At 71.5% G+C, this 15,377-nt stretch carries 13 protein-coding genes; 8 read left to right on the forward strand and 5 right to left on the reverse strand.

Going from position 1 to position 15,377, the window contains the following annotated elements:
- Nucleotides 1–86: 86 nt before the first annotated feature.
- The 4 genes from glgB (at nucleotide 87) to AOK08_RS01965 (ending at nucleotide 6,006) form a co-directional block, all read left to right on the forward strand.
- Nucleotides 87–2,303 (forward strand): 1,4-alpha-glucan branching enzyme, encoded by a 2,217-nt coding sequence (gene glgB, locus AOK08_RS01950; protein WP_107100837.1) that lies wholly within the window; start codon nucleotides 87–89, stop codon nucleotides 2,301–2,303.
- A 145-nt stretch (nucleotides 2,304–2,448) separates the two neighbouring features.
- Nucleotides 2,449–4,365, forward strand: coding sequence for an AMP-dependent synthetase/ligase (locus AOK08_RS01955; RefSeq protein WP_055522993.1), 1,917 nt, complete (start codon nucleotides 2,449–2,451; stop codon nucleotides 4,363–4,365).
- A gap of 100 nt (nucleotides 4,366–4,465) precedes the next feature.
- On the forward strand, nucleotides 4,466–5,362 hold the full coding sequence (locus tag AOK08_RS01960) for a Gfo/Idh/MocA family protein (protein WP_055522995.1): 897 nt from the start codon (nucleotides 4,466–4,468) through the stop codon (nucleotides 5,360–5,362).
- A 188-nt stretch (nucleotides 5,363–5,550) separates the two neighbouring features.
- Nucleotides 5,551–6,006 carry a Crp/Fnr family transcriptional regulator gene (locus AOK08_RS01965; protein WP_055522997.1) on the forward strand — a complete coding sequence of 152 codons (456 nt, stop codon included), beginning with the start codon at nucleotides 5,551–5,553 and terminating at the stop codon, nucleotides 6,004–6,006.
- 15 nt (nucleotides 6,007–6,021) lie between these two features.
- Here the strand turns inward: AOK08_RS01965 and AOK08_RS01970 are convergent, their stop codons facing one another.
- A complete protein-coding gene (locus AOK08_RS01970; protein WP_055522999.1) occupies nucleotides 6,022–7,344 on the reverse strand; it encodes an MFS transporter in 1,323 nt (440 codons plus the stop codon).
- A gap of 119 nt (nucleotides 7,345–7,463) precedes the next feature.
- Complete coding sequence (locus AOK08_RS01975) at nucleotides 7,464–8,888, reverse strand: M1 family metallopeptidase (protein WP_055523001.1); 1,425 nt, start codon at nucleotides 8,886–8,888, stop codon at nucleotides 7,464–7,466.
- A 163-nt stretch (nucleotides 8,889–9,051) separates the two neighbouring features.
- Here AOK08_RS01975 and AOK08_RS01980 point away from each other — a divergent pair, with 163 nt between their 5' ends.
- Nucleotides 9,052–9,423 carry a DUF488 domain-containing protein gene (locus AOK08_RS01980; protein ID WP_055523003.1) on the forward strand — a complete coding sequence of 124 codons (372 nt, stop codon included), beginning with the start codon at nucleotides 9,052–9,054 and terminating at the stop codon, nucleotides 9,421–9,423.
- 14 nt (nucleotides 9,424–9,437) lie between these two features.
- Here the strand turns inward: AOK08_RS01980 and AOK08_RS01985 are convergent, their stop codons facing one another.
- Both AOK08_RS01985 and AOK08_RS01990 read right to left on the reverse strand, forming a co-directional pair.
- Nucleotides 9,438–11,111: an FAD-binding dehydrogenase gene (locus tag AOK08_RS01985; protein ID WP_055523006.1), complete on the reverse strand. Its 1,674-nt coding sequence runs from the start codon at nucleotides 11,109–11,111 to the stop codon at nucleotides 9,438–9,440.
- Nucleotides 11,112–11,128: 17 nt separating this feature from the next.
- The gene (locus AOK08_RS01990) at nucleotides 11,129–11,770 is read right to left on the reverse strand and encodes a TetR/AcrR family transcriptional regulator (protein WP_055523008.1); all 642 of its coding nucleotides are present in this window, start codon (nucleotides 11,768–11,770) and stop codon (nucleotides 11,129–11,131) included.
- A 161-nt stretch (nucleotides 11,771–11,931) separates the two neighbouring features.
- Here AOK08_RS01990 and AOK08_RS01995 point away from each other — a divergent pair, with 161 nt between their 5' ends.
- Complete coding sequence (locus tag AOK08_RS01995; protein ID WP_055523009.1) at nucleotides 11,932–12,672, forward strand: MBL fold metallo-hydrolase; 741 nt, start codon at nucleotides 11,932–11,934, stop codon at nucleotides 12,670–12,672.
- 90 nt (nucleotides 12,673–12,762) lie between these two features.
- Nucleotides 12,763–14,016 (forward strand): DUF4032 domain-containing protein, encoded by a 1,254-nt coding sequence (locus tag AOK08_RS02000; RefSeq protein ID WP_055523011.1) that lies wholly within the window; start codon nucleotides 12,763–12,765, stop codon nucleotides 14,014–14,016.
- A gap of 1 nt (nucleotide 14,017) precedes the next feature.
- Here the strand turns inward: AOK08_RS02000 and AOK08_RS02005 are convergent, their stop codons facing one another.
- A complete protein-coding gene (locus AOK08_RS02005) occupies nucleotides 14,018–14,890 on the reverse strand; it encodes a universal stress protein (RefSeq protein ID WP_055523013.1) in 873 nt (290 codons plus the stop codon).
- Nucleotides 14,891–14,954: 64 nt separating this feature from the next.
- Between AOK08_RS02005 and AOK08_RS02010 the strand changes: the two genes are divergently transcribed.
- Nucleotides 14,955–15,308, forward strand: coding sequence for a VOC family protein (locus tag AOK08_RS02010; RefSeq protein ID WP_055523015.1), 354 nt, complete (start codon nucleotides 14,955–14,957; stop codon nucleotides 15,306–15,308).
- Nucleotides 15,309–15,377 lie beyond the last annotated feature (69 nt).

Consider the following 15,377-nt stretch of genomic DNA (forward strand, 5'->3'; position numbering starts at 1 on the left):
GTCTACGAGGCCAGGCACCGCCCCGACTGGCTCCCCGTCCCCATGGCGGCGATCGAGCGACTCGCCGTCCGAGGAGGCTGACCGCTGTGGCCCTGCACGATCCCGCCCTCCCCGACACGCCCTCCCTGGGCAGACCGGACGCCCTGTGGGACCCCGCCGACAAGCGGCGACTGCTGGCCGGCGCCCATCACGACCCGCACGCGCTCCTCGGCGCGCATCCGGTGCCCGGCGGCGGGACCGTCTTCCGTGCGCTGCGCCCCTGCGCGCGGGGCGTGAGCGTGCTCGTCGACGGGCTGCCGCACCGGCTCGACGACGACGGTGACGGCTTCTTCAGCGCCGTGGTCCCCTGCGGTCCGACCCGCACCGCGCCTCCCGCCTACACGCTGCTGGTGTCGTACGAGGGCGGTGACTCGGAGGTCGAGGATCCCTACCGTTTCCTGCCCGCGCTCGGTGAGCTGGACCTGCATCTCATCCGGGAGGGCCGGCACGAGGAGCTGTGGAAGGCGCTGGGCGCCGAGCCGATGACCCACCAGGGCGTCACCGGCACCCGCTTCACCGTCTGGGCGCCGAACGCGCGAGGCGTCCGGGTGGCCGGGGACCTCAACTTCTGGGACGGCACGGCGTATCCGATGCGGTCCCTGGGTTCCTCGGGGGTGTGGGAGCTGTTCGTGCCCGGTGTGGGTGAGGGCGAGCGGTACAAGTTCGAGATCGTGGGCCGAGGCGGCGGCCGGGTCATGAAGGCGGACCCGATGGCCCGGCGCACCGAGGTGCCGCCCGCGACGGCGTCCGTCGTCACCGCCTCGCACTACGAGTGGGGCGACGAGGAGTGGCTGGCGGGCCGGCGGGGATCGGCCGTGCACGAGGAGCCGTTCTCCGTGTACGAGGTCCATCTGCCGTCCTGGCGCCCGGGGTTGACGTACCGTCAACTCGCCGACGAACTCCCGGCGTATGTCCGGGACCTGGGCTTCACCCATGTGCAGTTGATGCCGGTCGCCGAGCATCCCTTCGGCGGGTCCTGGGGGTACCAGGTCACCTCGTACTACGCCCCGACGGCCCGGCTGGGCTCCCCCGACGACTTCCGGTATCTGGTCGACGCGCTCCACCGGGCCGGTGTCGGTGTCCTGTTGGACTGGGTGCCCGCCCATTTCCCCAAGGACGAGTGGGCGTTGGCGCGGTTCGACGGGGAGCCCCTCTACGAACCCGGGGACACGCGGCGGGCCGAGCATCCGGACTGGGGGACCTACGAGTTCGACCTCGGGCGGACCGAGGTACGGAACTTCCTGGTCGCCAACGCCGTCTACTGGTGCGAGGAGTTCCACCTCGACGGGCTGCGGGTCGACGCGGTCGCCTCGATGCTCTATCTCGACTACTCGCGCGATTCCGGGCAGTGGACGCCGAATGTCCACGGCGGGCGGGAGGATCTGGACGCGGTCGCCTTCCTCCAGGAGATGAACGCCACGGTGTACCGGCGGGTCCCGGGCGTGCTGACCGTCGCCGAGGAGTCCACCGCGTGGGACGGGGTGACCCGGCCCACCGACAGCGGCGGGCTGGGTTTCGGTCTGAAGTGGAACATGGGGTGGATGCACGACTCGCTCGGCTACGTCCAGCACGAGCCCGTCCACCGCAAGTACCACCACCATGAGATGACGTTCTCCATGGTGTACGCGTACAGCGAGAACTACGTCCTGCCGATCTCCCACGACGAGGTCGTCCACGGCAAGCGGTCGCTGGTGTCGAAGATGCCGGGAGACTGGTGGCAGCAACGGGCGAACCACCGCGCCTATCTCGGATTCATGTGGGCCCACCCGGGCAAGCAACTCCTGTTCATGGGGCAGGAGTTCGCCCAGGGTTCCGAGTGGTCGGAGGCCGACGGGCCGGACTGGTGGCTGCTGGACCCGCAGTACGCGGCCGAGCCCGATCACCGGGGCGTCCGCGATCTCGTCCGTGATCTCAACACCGTGTACCGGCGCACGCCCGCTCTCTGGCAGCGCGACACCGACCCGGCCGGTTTCCGGTGGGTGGCCGGGGACGCCGCCGAGGACAACGTCTTCGCGTTCCTCCGCTACGACGCGGAGGGCATCCCACTCCTGTCGGTCAGCAACTTCTCGCCGGTCGTCCGCCACGACTACCGCCTCGACGTTCCCGGCACGGTCCCCGGCTGGGAGGAGGTCCTCAACACCGACGGCGCCCGCTACGGCGGCGGCGACGTCCGCAACCCCGGGGTGGTGACGTCCCGGTCGGGGTCCCTCCGGCTGATCTTGCCGCCGCTCGCCACGGTGTGGCTGACGCCAAAACGTGGGTGAAGACGGAAAAACACTTCCGAAACCTCTGCCGGGAAATCGACTTCACAATTCCCGACAACAATGCCGCCACCTGAGCTACATTCGTTCACCGTCGATAACTCCACTCGTCGGCGCGGTCACAGCCAGTACGATCCAGGAGCAGCGCATGCGCGATTCCGCCCTCGCTCCCCTCAATTCCACCGCTACCGCACCGCTGACCGGCGGACTCGCCGACAGCGTCTTCGACACGGCGCTCCGCGCACCGGACATGCCGCAGCTCGCGCGCCGCCCCGACCCGGCCGAACAGGTCTGGAAGCAGGTGACGGCCGCCGAACTGCGGGACGAGGTCGTCGATCTGGCCAAGGGGTTCATCGCCTCCGGCATCTCCCCGGGCCACCGCGTCGCCATCATGGCCCGCACCCGCTACGAGTGGACGGTGCTCTGCTACGCGCTCTGGGCGGTGGGCGCCGAGGTCGTGCCGATCTACCCGACCTCCTCGCGCGACCAGGTCGCCTGGATCCTCTCGGACTCGCAGTGCAGCGCCGTCGTCGTCGAGGACGAGCAGGGCCTCATGACCGTCGGTTCGGTGTGCACCTCGCTGCCCCTGCTGCGCCATGTGTGGCAGTTGGACGACGGAGCCCTCGCCCGGCTCGTTGAGCTGGGGCGGCCGGTGCCGACGACGACGGTCGACTCGATGCGCCGGATCGTGCTGCCGGACTCGGCCGCCGTGGTCGCGTACACGTCCGGCACGACCGGGCAGCCCCGTGGCTGCGCGCTGACCCACCGCAGTCTGGCCAGCCCGTGCGACACCCTGCTCGCTGGCTGGCGGCAGACGACGGCACCGCCCGGAGTGCAGCCCAGGATCCTCGCCTTCCTGCCCTTCTCCCACGTGTACGGCCTGATGATCCAGGGCCTGTGCCTGCGCGGCGGCCTGCTCATGGGCCACGAACCCGACCTGAGCGGGGAGGCGCTGTCGGCGGCGCTGCTGTCCTTCCGCCCGACGTTCCTGTACGCGGTGCCGTCGGTGTTCGAGAAGATCTACAAGAACTTCCTGCGCGTGGCCCAGATGTCGGGCCGGGGCAGTGTGTTCGAGCGGGCCGTCGGTACCGCGCGGGACTTCGCCACGGCCGCCGAGCGGGAGCGGCTGGGCACGGGCCCCGGACCCGGTTTCGACCTGCGCCTCCAGCACGCCCTCTACGAACGGACGGTGTACCGCAAACTCCGTGCCGCCCTCGGCGGTCAGGTGTGCGGCGCGGTGTCGGGCGGCTCGCCCCTCAACCGTGAACTCGTCCTGTTCTACTCGGGTATCGGCATCCCCGTCCATGACGGCTACGGCCTGACCGAGACCAGCGGGGGCATCACCGTGCAGCCCGTGGGCCGGGAGAAGTTCGGGACGGTCGGGCAGCCGCTGCCCGGCACGGAGATCCGGGTCGCGGCGGACGGCGAGATCCTGGTGTACGGCGCCCCCGTGTTCCAGGGGTACGTGAACGACGAGGCCGCGACCCGGGAAGCGCTGCGGGGCGGCTGGCTGGCCACCGGGGACATCGGGCGGCTGGACCCGGAGGGGTATCTGACGATCACCGGGCGCAAGAAGGACATCATCATCACCAGCAGCGGCAAGAGCATCGCTCCGGCCGCCCTGGAGCAGCGGCTGCGTATTCATCCGCTGGTGCACCAGGCGGTGATCGTGGGCGACAACCGGCCGTGCGTGGGCGCGCTGATCACCCTCGACCCGGACTTCCTCGCCCACTGGCGCGCCACGCTGGCCCTCCAGGAGGACACACCGCACCGCCAGGCGCGCGAGGAGAACGCCCTGCGGGAGGAGATCGGGCGGGCCGTCGCCGCCGCCAACAGCGCGGTGTCGCGGTCCGAGTCGATCCGGGTGTTCCGGGTCCTCGCGGAGCCCTTCGCCCTCAGCAACGGTCTGCTGACGCCCTCGATGAAGCTGCGCCGGGACGCGATCGTGCGGCACTACGCCTCCGAGATCGACGCGATGTATCAGGCCAGGGCACGCACCCCCCGGTCGAACGCGGCGGCGGAGGAGCTCGCGCTCTGGGACGACTCGGACAACGTTTTCCGCTGAGCGGATGGGCCGTACCCGGCCCGGACCGTGGTTGACGGTACGGCGGAGGCGCCCGCAGAGTGATCTCCGTACCGGCCTCCCGTACGGATTGGACGCTGCCGTGACCAGTACCGCCGCCGCACCGTGGTCGCACGCGCCCGTCAGGGTCGGTCTCGTCGGCGCCGGACCCTGGGCGCGGGGTGTGCACGCGCGTGTGCTGGCCGCCGGGCCGGAGACCGAGCTCGCCGGGGTCTGGGCGCGGCGCCCCGAGGCGGCCCGGGAGACGGCGGCGCGGTACGGAGCCCCGGCCGTCGCCCGGTTCGAGGAACTGCTCGACTCCTGCGAGGCATTGGCGTTCGCCGTGCCGCCCGCCGTACAGGCCGGTCTCGCCCTGCGGGCCGCGCGGGCGGGCAAGGCGCTGCTGCTGGAGAAACCGGTGGCCGAGGAACTCGGAGCGGCCCGGCGGCTGGTGGACGCGATCGACGAGACCGGGGTCGTCTCCCAGGTCCTCCTGACGAACCGCTACCACCCCGAGACTCGCCGGTTCCTCAAGGCGGCGCGCGAGGCAGACGTGTTCGGCGCGCGGGCGTGCTTCCTCAGCGGCGCCTTCCTGGACGGCCCGTTCGCGACGCCATGGCGGCTCGAACACGGCGCGCTGCTCGATCTGGGACCGCACGTTCTCGATCTGCTCGACGCGGCCGTGGGGCCAATCACGCGGGTGCGCGGCACCGGCGATCCGCGCCGCTGGATCGAACTCACCTGCGAGCACGAGAACGGCGCGGTCAGCCAGGCCTCCCTGTCCGGTTCGGTGAACGTGCCGCAGGGGACCGCCCGTGTCGAACTCTTCGGTTCGGGCCCGGAGTTGGTGTTCGACGGCACCGGACTCGACCACGAGGAGAGCTGGCCGGTGCTGCGCCGGGAGTTCGCGACCGCCGTACGCGCCGGCGTCTCCGGCGAGCTCGACGCCCGCCGGGGCCTTCGTCTGCAGTCGCTGATCGCCCAGGCGTCCGAGGGCTGAACACCGCGACAGGGCCGTCCTCTGCAAAAAACAGACTCATGTGCCAAAAAAACAGACTCGTGCCCGCCGCCGAGGTGCCCGGCGCCTCCGCAACGGCTGAAATGGGGGGAGGGGAAGCCGCCGGAGCCGGGCGGTGCGCCGCCACGGCGGACGTCTTCCCTCCGGATCTCCGGCGAGGAGCCCTGCTCATGACCAAAGCGACAAAGCTGCTGACCGCCCTGCCCCCGCCCCGCCGCGAGCGTCTGCTGGCGCTCGCGACGGAGGTGTCCTTTCCCGAGGACTTCAGGATCTTCGAGGCGGGCGACACCGCCGACCGTTTCTGGGTCATCCGTTCCGGCGCGGTCTCCCTGGTCCAGCAGGTGACGCCCGTGCAGCGGGTGACCGTGGCCAGTCTGGGCTCGGGCGATCTGCTCGGCTGGTCCTGGCTCTTCCCGCCGCACAGGTGGGACTTCGGCGCCGAGGCCTTCAGTCCCGTACGCGCCTACGAGTTCGACGCCACGGCGGTACTCGAACTCTGCGACGAGGACCCGGCCCTCGGAATGCAGTTGGTGCGGGTCATCGCCGAGATCCTCGCCCATCGGCTGGAACTGACCCGGGGCAGGCTGATGGAGCACTTCGCCCTGCACAAGCGGGGGCCCGGGTAGGGAATCGCCCGCCGGTCACCGGACGCGGTAGCGGCGCAGCGCCGGCATCGCGGCCGTCAGGGCCAGGGTGACGGCGACGACGAGGAGTCCGCCGCCGGCGACGGCCGTACGGGGGCCCAGGGCGGCTGCCGTGGTGCCGTGCAGCAGGTCGGCCAGGCGGGGTCCGCCCACGACGACCACCGTGAAGACGCCCTGCATCCGGCCGCGCATCTCGTCGGTCGCCGCCGACAGCAGGATCGCCACCCGGAAGACGCTGGAGACCATGTCGGCGACACCTGCGGCGGCCAGGAACGCCACCCCCGCCCACAGGCTGGTGCTCAGCCCGAAGCCGGTGATCGCCAGCCCCCAGGCGACGACCGAGCCGATCACCATCCAGCCGTGCCGTCGTGCCCGCGAGAACGTGCCGGAGAACAGACCGCCGAGCACAGCGCCCACGGGGATCGCAGCGAACATCAGGCCGAGGGCGCGGCCCTCCCCGTAGGAGGCGTACGTCTGGGCGGCGAGCTGCGGGAACAGGGCTCGGGGCATGCCGAAGACCATGGCGACGATGTCGGCGAGGAAGGAGAGCAGGAGCACCTTGTGCAGGGCGATGTAGCGGAACCCGGCCACGATCTCCCGTGGGCCCGCCTTCCGGGAGGCCTCGGGCCCCGGCGGGAGCGCGGGCAGCCGTACGACGGACCACAGGGCGACGCACAGGGCGAGCGCGTCGGCCAGATACAGCTCGGCGAGGCCGAAGACGGGTATGAGGGCGCCGGCGAGCAGCGGTCCGGCGACCAGGCCGGTCTGCATCACCGTGGTGCCGAGGGCATTGGCGGCGGTGAGTTCCTCCTCGGGGACGAGCTGGGCGACGACGGCGCTGCGGGCCGGTGAGTTCAGGCCGAAGAACGCCTGCTGGAGGGCGAGCAGGATCATCAGGGCGGTCACCGAGCCGAGGCCGGCGAGGGCCTGGATCCAGAACAGCAGCGAGGTGACGGCGATGCCGGTGTTGGTGATCAGCAGGAGTCTGCGGCGGTCCATGCTGTCGGCGATCGCGCCGCCCCACAGGGCGAACACGACGAGGGGCAGGAGTCCGGCCAGGCTCGCGTAGCCGACCCAGGCGGAGGAGCCGGTGATGTCGTAGATCTGTTTGGGCACGGCGACGGCGGTGAGCTGGCTGCCGACGGCGGTGACGGCGGTCGAGGACCACAGTCGGCGGTAGGCGGGGCGGCTCAGGGGCCGGGTGTCCATGGCCCAGCGGCGGCGCCCCGGGCCCGGCTCGGTCACCGGTGCGGTCGCCGGTGCGGTCGGCTGGGGGTCCGCGTCGTTGCCCGTGCTGCTGTTACTGCTGCTGGGGTCCACTGGTGTCCTGGTTGCTCGTTACATCCAATCGGCTCAGCTTTCAATATCACAAAGGCAGCGACGGCCGCCCCGGCTCGGGGACGGCCGTCGGTCGCGGCAACGGAGGGGCCGGGGCGGTCCTACGGTGCGGAGGGCTTGCCCTTGGTGCCGATCCAGGTCAGGAACAACTGGTCCAGGTCCTTGCCGGAGACGCGCCCGGCGAGGGCGGTGAACTGGGCGGTCGTACCGTGCCCGGCGCGGTGGTCGGTGGTCCAGGTGCGCAGGATCCTGAAGAACGCCGGGTCACCGACCGCCTCGCGGAGCTTGTGCAGGGCCATGGCACCGCGGAGGTAGACGGGACCGTCGAAGATGTGCGCGCCACTGCCCGGGTCGGCGGGCGGGAGCGACCACAGGTCGTCGTCCTTCGGCGTGGCGTACAGGCGGTCGAAGGTCTTCTGGGCGCTCGGGCCGCCGTGCTGTTCCTGGTACAGCCACTCGGCGTAGGTCGCGAAACCCTCGTTGAGCCAGATGTCCTTCCAGGTGGTGAGGGCGACGGAGTCGCCGAACCACTGGTGGGCGTTCTCGTGGACCAGGGTGCCCAGGTCGGGCGCCCGGTCGTACACGGGCCGGGTCTGGGTCTCCAGCGCGAAGCCGACCTGGGGGGCGCGGTCGACGATGGATCCGGCGGCCTTGAACGGGTAGGGGCCGAAAAGCCCCGCCTCCCAGTCCAGGACGGACGGCAGCTTCTTCAGCACGGGCGCCGCGGCGGCGGCCTCGCGCGGGTCGACCGCGTTGTAGACCTTGATGCCGCCGGGGGTGGTGTACTGCTCGACCTTGAACTTCCCGACCGTGGCCGTGGCCAGGTAGGCGGCCATCGGCTCGGACTGGCGCCAGCGGAAGGTGGACTTGCCGCCCGCCGTCCTCTGCCCCAGGAGGACGCCGTTGGCGACGGCGGTGCGCCCCTGGGGGACGGTGATCGTGAAGTCGTACGAGGACTTGTCCTTGGGGTGGTTGTTGCCGGGGAACCAGCTCATGGAACCCTGCGGCTCCCCGGCGACGAACGCGCCGTCGTCGGTGATGATCCAGCCGTCGTTCGAGCCGTCCGGGTCCGTGACCGCCTTGGGGACACCGGTGTAGGTGACGGCGACCTGGAACGTCTGGTCCTTGTTCAGGGCGCGGCGCGGGCTGACGATCAGTTCCTGCCCCCAGCGCCGGAACCCCGCCCTGACGTGGTCGACGGTGAGGGCGGTGACCTTCAGGCCGCTGAGGTCGAGGTTGAAGCGGGTCAGCTTCTGGGTGGCGCGGACGGTGAGTACGGCCTTGCCGTCGAGGCGCCGGCTCGCGGGGTCGTAGCCGAGGTTCAGGTCGTAGTGGGCGACGTGGTAGCCACCGTTTCCGGACAGCGGGAAGTACGGGTCGCCGACGCCCGCGGTGCCTGTCGTCGCGGCTGCGGCGGGTGAGGCGGCGGCCAGCAGGGCGGCGAGAGCGACGGGCACGGTCGCCACGACGGCGTCACGCCGGAGGACCGCGGTGCGTGTGCCTGCGTACTTCCTGGGGGGTCTCACGCGAACTCCTACGATATGAGGTGTGATCGTCTTCAGGGTTTTCACCCTAGAGGCGCCACCGCGCGAATTCCTCCTCATCCCGGTCAAGTTGCGGGCCGCCTCGGACGAACGCATCATTTTTCTCGGTCACCGCATTCGTGTCCCACTCCGCCGGAGGCTCCTCGTGACCGTCCGCGTCCGTCGTGTCTACGAATCCCCCGAGCCGGACGACGGTGTACGCGTCCTGGTCGACCGGCTCTGGCCGCGCGGCCTGTCCAAGGACGCGGCGCGGATCGACGAGTGGCCGAAGTCGCTCACCCCGTCGACCGAGCTGCGCCGCTGGTACCACGCCCAGGAGGACACGGGCGACGCCTACGAGGAGTTCCGGCGCCGGTACAAGGCGGAGCTGGCCACGCCGGGGGCGGCCGAGGCCCTGCGCGCGCTGCGGGAGCTGGCCGCCGGGGGCCCGGCGACGCTGGTGACCGCCGCCAGGGCCCCCGACCGGAGCCATGCCTCCGTACTGGCCGAACTGCTGACGCCCGGCGGGGGAGACTAGGCCGCACGAGCCTTCTAGGCCGTCGCCCGTGCCGCCGCCCGGCCCGCCGCACGGCCCGAGAAGAGGCAGCCGCCGAGGAAGGTGCCCTCCAGGGCGTTGTAGCCGTGGACGCCGCCACCGCCGAAGCCGGCCACCTCACCGGCCGCGTACAGCCCCTCGACGGGTTCGCCCGTCACGCCGAGCGCGCGGGAGTCGAGGTCCGTCTGGATGCCGCCGAGGGTCTTGCGGGTCAGGACGTGGAGCTTGACGCCGATGAGCGGGCCGGCCTCCGGGTCGAGGATGCGGTGCGGGGCGGCGGTGCGGCCGAGCCGGTCGCCTATGTAGCGGCGGGAGTTGCGGATGCCCTGGACCTGTGCGTCCTTGCTGTACGGGTTGGCCATCTGGAGGTCGCGGGCCTCGATCTGGCGGCGCACCAGGTCCGCGTCGAGCAGCGGCTTGTCGGTCAGCCCGTTCATCTTCATGACGAGTTCGTCGAGGGTGGCGGCGACCACGAAGTCCGCGCCGTGCTTGACGAAGTCGGCGACCGGACCGGGGGCGCCCTTGCCGAGGACACGCTCCTTGAGGAACGCCTTGCGGTTCTTGGCGGTGATGTCGGGGTTCTGTTCGGAGCCCGACAGGGCGAACTCCTTCTCGATGATCCGCTGGGTGAGGACGAACCAGGAGTGGTCGTGCTCGGCGAGGTCCTCGGTGGTGCGCAGGTGCCTGAGGGTGCCGAGGGTGTCGTACCCGGGCAGACAGGGGTCGGGCAGACGGCGGCCCAGCGCGTCGAACCACATGGAGGACGGGCCGGGCAGGATGCGGATGCCGTGGCCGGGCCAGACCGGGTTCCAGTTCTGGAGGCCCTCCGTGTAGTGCCACATGCGGTCCCGGTTGACGAGGCGCACGCCCGCCCCGGCGCTGATGTCGAGCATCCGCCCGTCGACGTAGGCGGGCACGCCGGTGACCATGTTCGCCGGGGCGGTGCCGAGCCGTTCGGGCCAGTACCGGCGCACGATGTCGTGGTTGGCGCCGATGCCGCCGGTGGTGACGATCACTGCCTGGGCGGTGAGTTCGAAGTCGCCGATCCGGTCCCGGTTGGACGCCACTCCGCGCGGCGAGTCGTCATCGGCGAGGACCGTGCCGCGTACGCCGCGCGCGGCGCCGTCCGTGAGGACGAGTTCGTCGACCTGGTGGCGGTGGTAGAAGGTCAGCAGTCCGGCGAGGGACGCCTCCTTGGCGCTGCGCACGAACGGTTCGACGACTCCGGTGCCGGTGCCCCACGCGACGTGGAAGCGGGGTACGGAGTTGCCGTGCCCGTGGGCGCGCAGGTCACCGCGTTCCGCCCAGCCGACCGTCGGCAGGAACGAGATGCCGTGCCCGGCGAGCCAGGACCGCTTCTCCCCCGCCGCGAACTCCACGTAGGCGCGGGCCCATTTCACCGCCCAGGAGTCCTCGTCGTCGACCCGGTCGAACCCGGCGCTGCCCTGCCAGTCGCTCCAGGCGAGGTCGAGGGAGTCCTTGATGCCGACGCGCCGCTGCTCCGGGGAGTCCACGAGGAACAGCCCGCCGAACGACCAGAAGGCCTGTCCGCCGAGGTTGGCGGCGTTCTCCTGGTCGACGAGCGCGACCCGCCTGCCCTGACTGGTCAGTTCGTGCGCCGCGACCAGGCCGGCGAGGCCGGCTCCGACGACGATGACGTCCGCATCCATGGCGACCGTTCCCTTTCTCATCCGCCGCTGCGCGCGGCCGGGTTGTCGCTGCCGTCGGTGAGCAGTGCGGTCAGCAACTGCTTGAGCCACGCGCGCGCGTGCTCGACGTCCTTGTCCAGCAGCAGTCGGGTCGTGACCCCGTCGTACGCGGCGATCACCGCGTGGGCGGCGCCCTCGGCGCCGCCGAGTACGACGGGCAGTTCGGTGTGTCCGGCGGCGCGGGCGAGCCGGTCCGCGACGGCCCGCCGCAGCCGCTCGCGGTGCTCCAGGAGGGTCTGGGCGACGGCGGGGTCCCGGGCCGCGTGGACCAGGAAGTCGGTCTTGACCAGCAGCCAGTCCAGGTCGAGCAGGAGGACCTCGGTGACCCGGTCGACGGCCGCCGGCACGTCGAGATCCGGGCCGTCCAGGGCGAGCGCGCCCGCGACCTGGTCGGCGATCAGTCCGGCACGTTCCGCGTAGAGGGCGAAGAACAGCTCGTCGAGGCTGCCGAAGTTCGAGTAGAAGGCGCCTCTGCTGTAGCCGGCGGCCTCGCAGACCTCCTCGATGGAGACCCTTCCGAACCCCTTCGCGGCGAACACCGCGAAGGCGGCCTCCAGCAGATTGGCCCGCGTCCGCACCCGCCGCTTCGTCACGCGTCCCGTCGTTCCCTCGACCGCCATGCCGATGCCCGCCCTCCGTTCGCCCAGCCTCCGTTCGATACACGAATGTATCCGATACATCGATGTATCCAAAGGGTCCGGAGGGGAGGGATCGGTGATCCACCGGGCGCCGTCTGATTTGCTGTGCGTGATCCGGCAGCCGACTGCAGAACGGGAAGACCATGCGGGCAGACGTCCAGCGAGTCGCCGACGGCATTTACCTCGTGCACGGAAGCGACACCAACTGGGTGATCCTCACCGAGGGGGACACCGCCACCCTGATCGACACCGGATACCCGGGCGACCGGCATCTGGTGCTCGACTCGCTCGCGCAGGTGGGGAGTTCACCGGAGGCCGTCGCGGCGATCCTCGTCACGCACGCCCACAACGACCACATCGGCTCGGCCGAGTACCTGCGCTCGGCGTACGGCACACCGGTGCTGACCCACGAGGCCGAAGTCCCGCACGCGCGCCGGGACTTCCTGCACCAGGTGAGCGTCGGCGAGGTGGTCGGCAACGGCTGGCGGCCCGGCGTACTGCCCTGGGCCGTGCGCGCGATCCGCTCCGGCGGCACCAGGCAGGTGCCGGTCGCCGAGCCGCGGCCGTTCCCGGAGGCGCTCGATCTGCCGGGCGGGCCCGTGCCCGTGCACACCCCGGGGCACACGGACGGGCACTGCGCCTTCCTGCTCCCGGACGCCGGGGTCGTGGTCTCCGGCGACGCCCTGGTCAGCGGGCACCCGACCTCCCGCCTCAAGGGCCCGCAACTGCTGCCCGACATGTTCCACCGGGAGCGCGAGCGCGCGGTGGCCTCGCTGGACCTGCTGGAAGGGCTCGCGGCCGACGTCGTACTGCCCGGTCACGGGCCCGTGCACCACGGCAGTGTGCGCGAGGCGGCCGGGCGGGCCCGGGAGCGGGCGCTGTGAGGTGACGCGGTGAAGAAGCGCTGTGAAGTGGCGCTCTAGAGTGAGCCGACGATCACCGGCCAAATGTGAACGAACAAGAACGGTCTAGCCATGGCATTGCAGATCAGCGCCACCAACCCCGAGCACCCCGCACTCCTGCTCGAACTGCCGTGGCACCTCCCCCTGGAGGAGTGGCCCGACCGCTACCTCGTGCCGCTGCCGCGCGGTATCTCCCGGCACGTCGTGCGCTACGCGCGCGCGGGCGACGAGGTGATAGCGGTCAAGGAGCTGGCGGAACGTCCCGCCCTGCGCGAGTACGAGCTGCTGGTGGACCTGGACCGGCTCGGCATCCCGGCCGTGGACCCCCTGGGCGTGGTCACCGGACGCCTCACCGACGGGGGCGACGCGCTGGAGCCGGTGCTGATCACCCGGCACCTCGGCGGCTCCATGCCGTACCGCTCGATGTTCGAGACGACGATGCGCCCGGCCACCATGCACCGGCTGATGGACGCGCTGGCCGTGCTGCTGGTCCGGCTCCACCTCGCCGGGTTCGCCTGGGGCGACTGCTCGCTGTCCAACACCCTGTTCCGGCGGGACGCGGGCGCGTACGCCGCCTACCTGGTCGACGCCGAGACCGGCGATCTGCACCCGCAGCTCAGCGACGGGCAGCGCGAGTACGACCTCGACCTCGCCCGCGTCAACATCAGCGGTGAGCTGCTGGACCTGGAGGCGTCCGGGGCGCTGCACCCCTCCGTCGACGCGATCGAGTTCGGCATGGAGATCTGCGCGCGCTACCAGCGGCTGTGGCAGGAGCTGACCCGCACCTCGGTCTACCCGGCGGGCAAGTACCACTACATCGAGCGCCGCATCCGGCGCCTCAACGACCTCGGTTTCGACGTGGCCGAGATGCAGATCGAGCACTCCTCGAACGGCGACACGGTGACCTTCGTGCCGAAGGTCGTCGACGCGGGCCACCACCAGCGGCAACTGCTGCGGCTGACCGGGCTCGACACCGAGGAGAACCAGGCGCGGCGGCTCCTCAACGACCTGGAGAGCTGGATGGCCACCCAGGACGACTACGAGCCCGGCGACCCCCTCGGCGCCAGCCCGGAGGTGCTCGCGCACAGATGGGTGCGGGAGGTGTTCCGGCCGACCGTCCGTGAGGTGCCGCGCGAGCTGCGCGGGAACGTGGACCCGGCCGAGATCTACCACCAGCTCCTGGAGCACCGCTGGTACCTGTCCGAGCGGGCGCAGCACGACATCGGGCTGGACGAGGCGGTCAGGGACTACATCGCGAACATCCTGCCCAAGGCCCGGCAGGCGCTGCCCCTGCCGACGGACGAGGAGGCGGCCCCGCCCGCCTGAGTCACTCGTGCGGGACCACGGCCACCGGGCAGTGCGCGTGGTGCAGTACGCCGTGGGCGACCGAGCCGATCCGCGCGCCCACGGCCGAGCGGTGGGCGCGCCGCCCCACGACCAGGAGCTGCGCCCCCGGGGCCACCGACAGCAGCACCTCGCCGGCGCTGCCCATCTCCAGGTGCTGGGTGACGGGCACCTCGGGGAAGCGCTCGCGCCACGGGTCCAGAGCGGCGGCGAGCGCGTTCCTCTCGTACGGCTCCAGGCCCCCGGACTCGTCGAGGAGCCTCAGCGAGCCCGGGCTGTACGCGAACACCGGCGGCAGGCTCCACGCGCGTACGGCACGGACGCCGGCGCCACGGGCCGCCGCGGTCTCGAACGCGAACCGCAGGGCGGGCTCGCTCTCCTCCGGGTCGCCGTGCTGTCCGACGACGACCTCCCGGCCGGCCGCCTCGTCGGAGGCGCGGTCCTCCGCGCGGACCAGGACGACGGGCCGGGTGGACTCGGCGATCACGTGCTGCCCGACGGAGCCGAGCAGGAACCCGACGACGGCCCCGTGTCCACGGGAGCCGAGCACCAGTATCTCGGACCGGGCGGCGGCCTCGGCGAGCGAGTGCGCCACGTTCCCCTCGACCACGTCGACGGTCAGGTCCAGCTCCGGATGACGTTCGGCGACGCTCCGCGCGGCCTCGTCCACTCCGTCCCGCATCCACTGGTCGTGGGTCTCCCGGCTCGCGGCCCCGAACGCCTGGTCGGGCACCGACTGCCAGGCGTGCACCACACGCAGGGGGAGGTCCCGGCGTACGGCCTCGCGGGCCGCCCAGGCGAGCGCCGCGTCGCTCTCGGCCGTTCCGTCGACCCCTGCCGTGATCGGGCGTGTCATACGGGCCCCTCCGTGTCGTGATCACCAGATGCGTACCGGACCCAGTCTTCCCTAACCTGCGGGCATGGCCTTGGAATGGGAACAAGTGATCGTGGACGCGGCGGACCCGGCGGCGCTGGGGCGCTGGTGGGCCGAGGCACTCGGCTGGGCGGTCGTCGACGACTCTCCCGAGGAGTACGAGATCCGCCCGGCACCGGACCGGCTGCCCGGCCTGCTCTTCGTACGCGTCCCGGAGGCGAAGTCCGTCAAGAACCGGCTGCACCTCGACTTCCGGCCCGACGACCACCGGGCCGAGGTCGACCGGCTGCTGGCCCTCGGAGCGCGTCACGTGGACATCGGCCAGGGAGAACAGTCCTGGACCACTCTGGTGGACCCTGAGGGCAACGAGTTCTGTGTGCTCGCCACGCGTAGGGGCTGACCCCGGCGAAGCGCGGCGATCGAACCTACGATGGGTCGGGGGCGGCGCGGCAGCGGGCTGACGTCGCCC

It is taken from the genome of Streptomyces graminilatus (assembly GCF_001418565.1).
Taxonomy (GTDB): Bacteria; Actinomycetota; Actinomycetes; order Streptomycetales; family Streptomycetaceae; genus Streptomyces; species Streptomyces graminilatus.

What these genes read in the sequence shown, in the direction of transcription:
- AOK08_RS01955 (WP_055522993.1), top strand. Translation starts at nt 2,449, where the DNA reads ATGCGCGATTCCGCCCTCGCTCCCCTCAATTCCACCGCTACCGCACCG.
- AOK08_RS01965 (WP_055522997.1), top strand. Translation starts at nt 5,551, where the DNA reads ATGACCAAAGCGACAAAGCTGCTGACCGCCCTGCCCCCGCCCCGCCGC.
- AOK08_RS01985 (WP_055523006.1), bottom strand. Translation starts at nt 11,111, where the DNA reads ATGGATGCGGACGTCATCGTCGTCGGAGCCGGCCTCGCCGGCCTGGTC.
- AOK08_RS01990 (WP_055523008.1), bottom strand. Translation starts at nt 11,770, where the DNA reads ATGGCGGTCGAGGGAACGACGGGACGCGTGACGAAGCGGCGGGTGCGG.
- AOK08_RS01995 (WP_055523009.1), top strand. Translation starts at nt 11,932, where the DNA reads ATGCGGGCAGACGTCCAGCGAGTCGCCGACGGCATTTACCTCGTGCAC.
- AOK08_RS02000 (WP_055523011.1), top strand. Translation starts at nt 12,763, where the DNA reads ATGGCATTGCAGATCAGCGCCACCAACCCCGAGCACCCCGCACTCCTG.
- AOK08_RS02005 (WP_055523013.1), bottom strand. Translation starts at nt 14,890, where the DNA reads ATGACACGCCCGATCACGGCAGGGGTCGACGGAACGGCCGAGAGCGAC.
- AOK08_RS02010 (WP_055523015.1), top strand. Translation starts at nt 14,955, where the DNA reads ATGGCCTTGGAATGGGAACAAGTGATCGTGGACGCGGCGGACCCGGCG.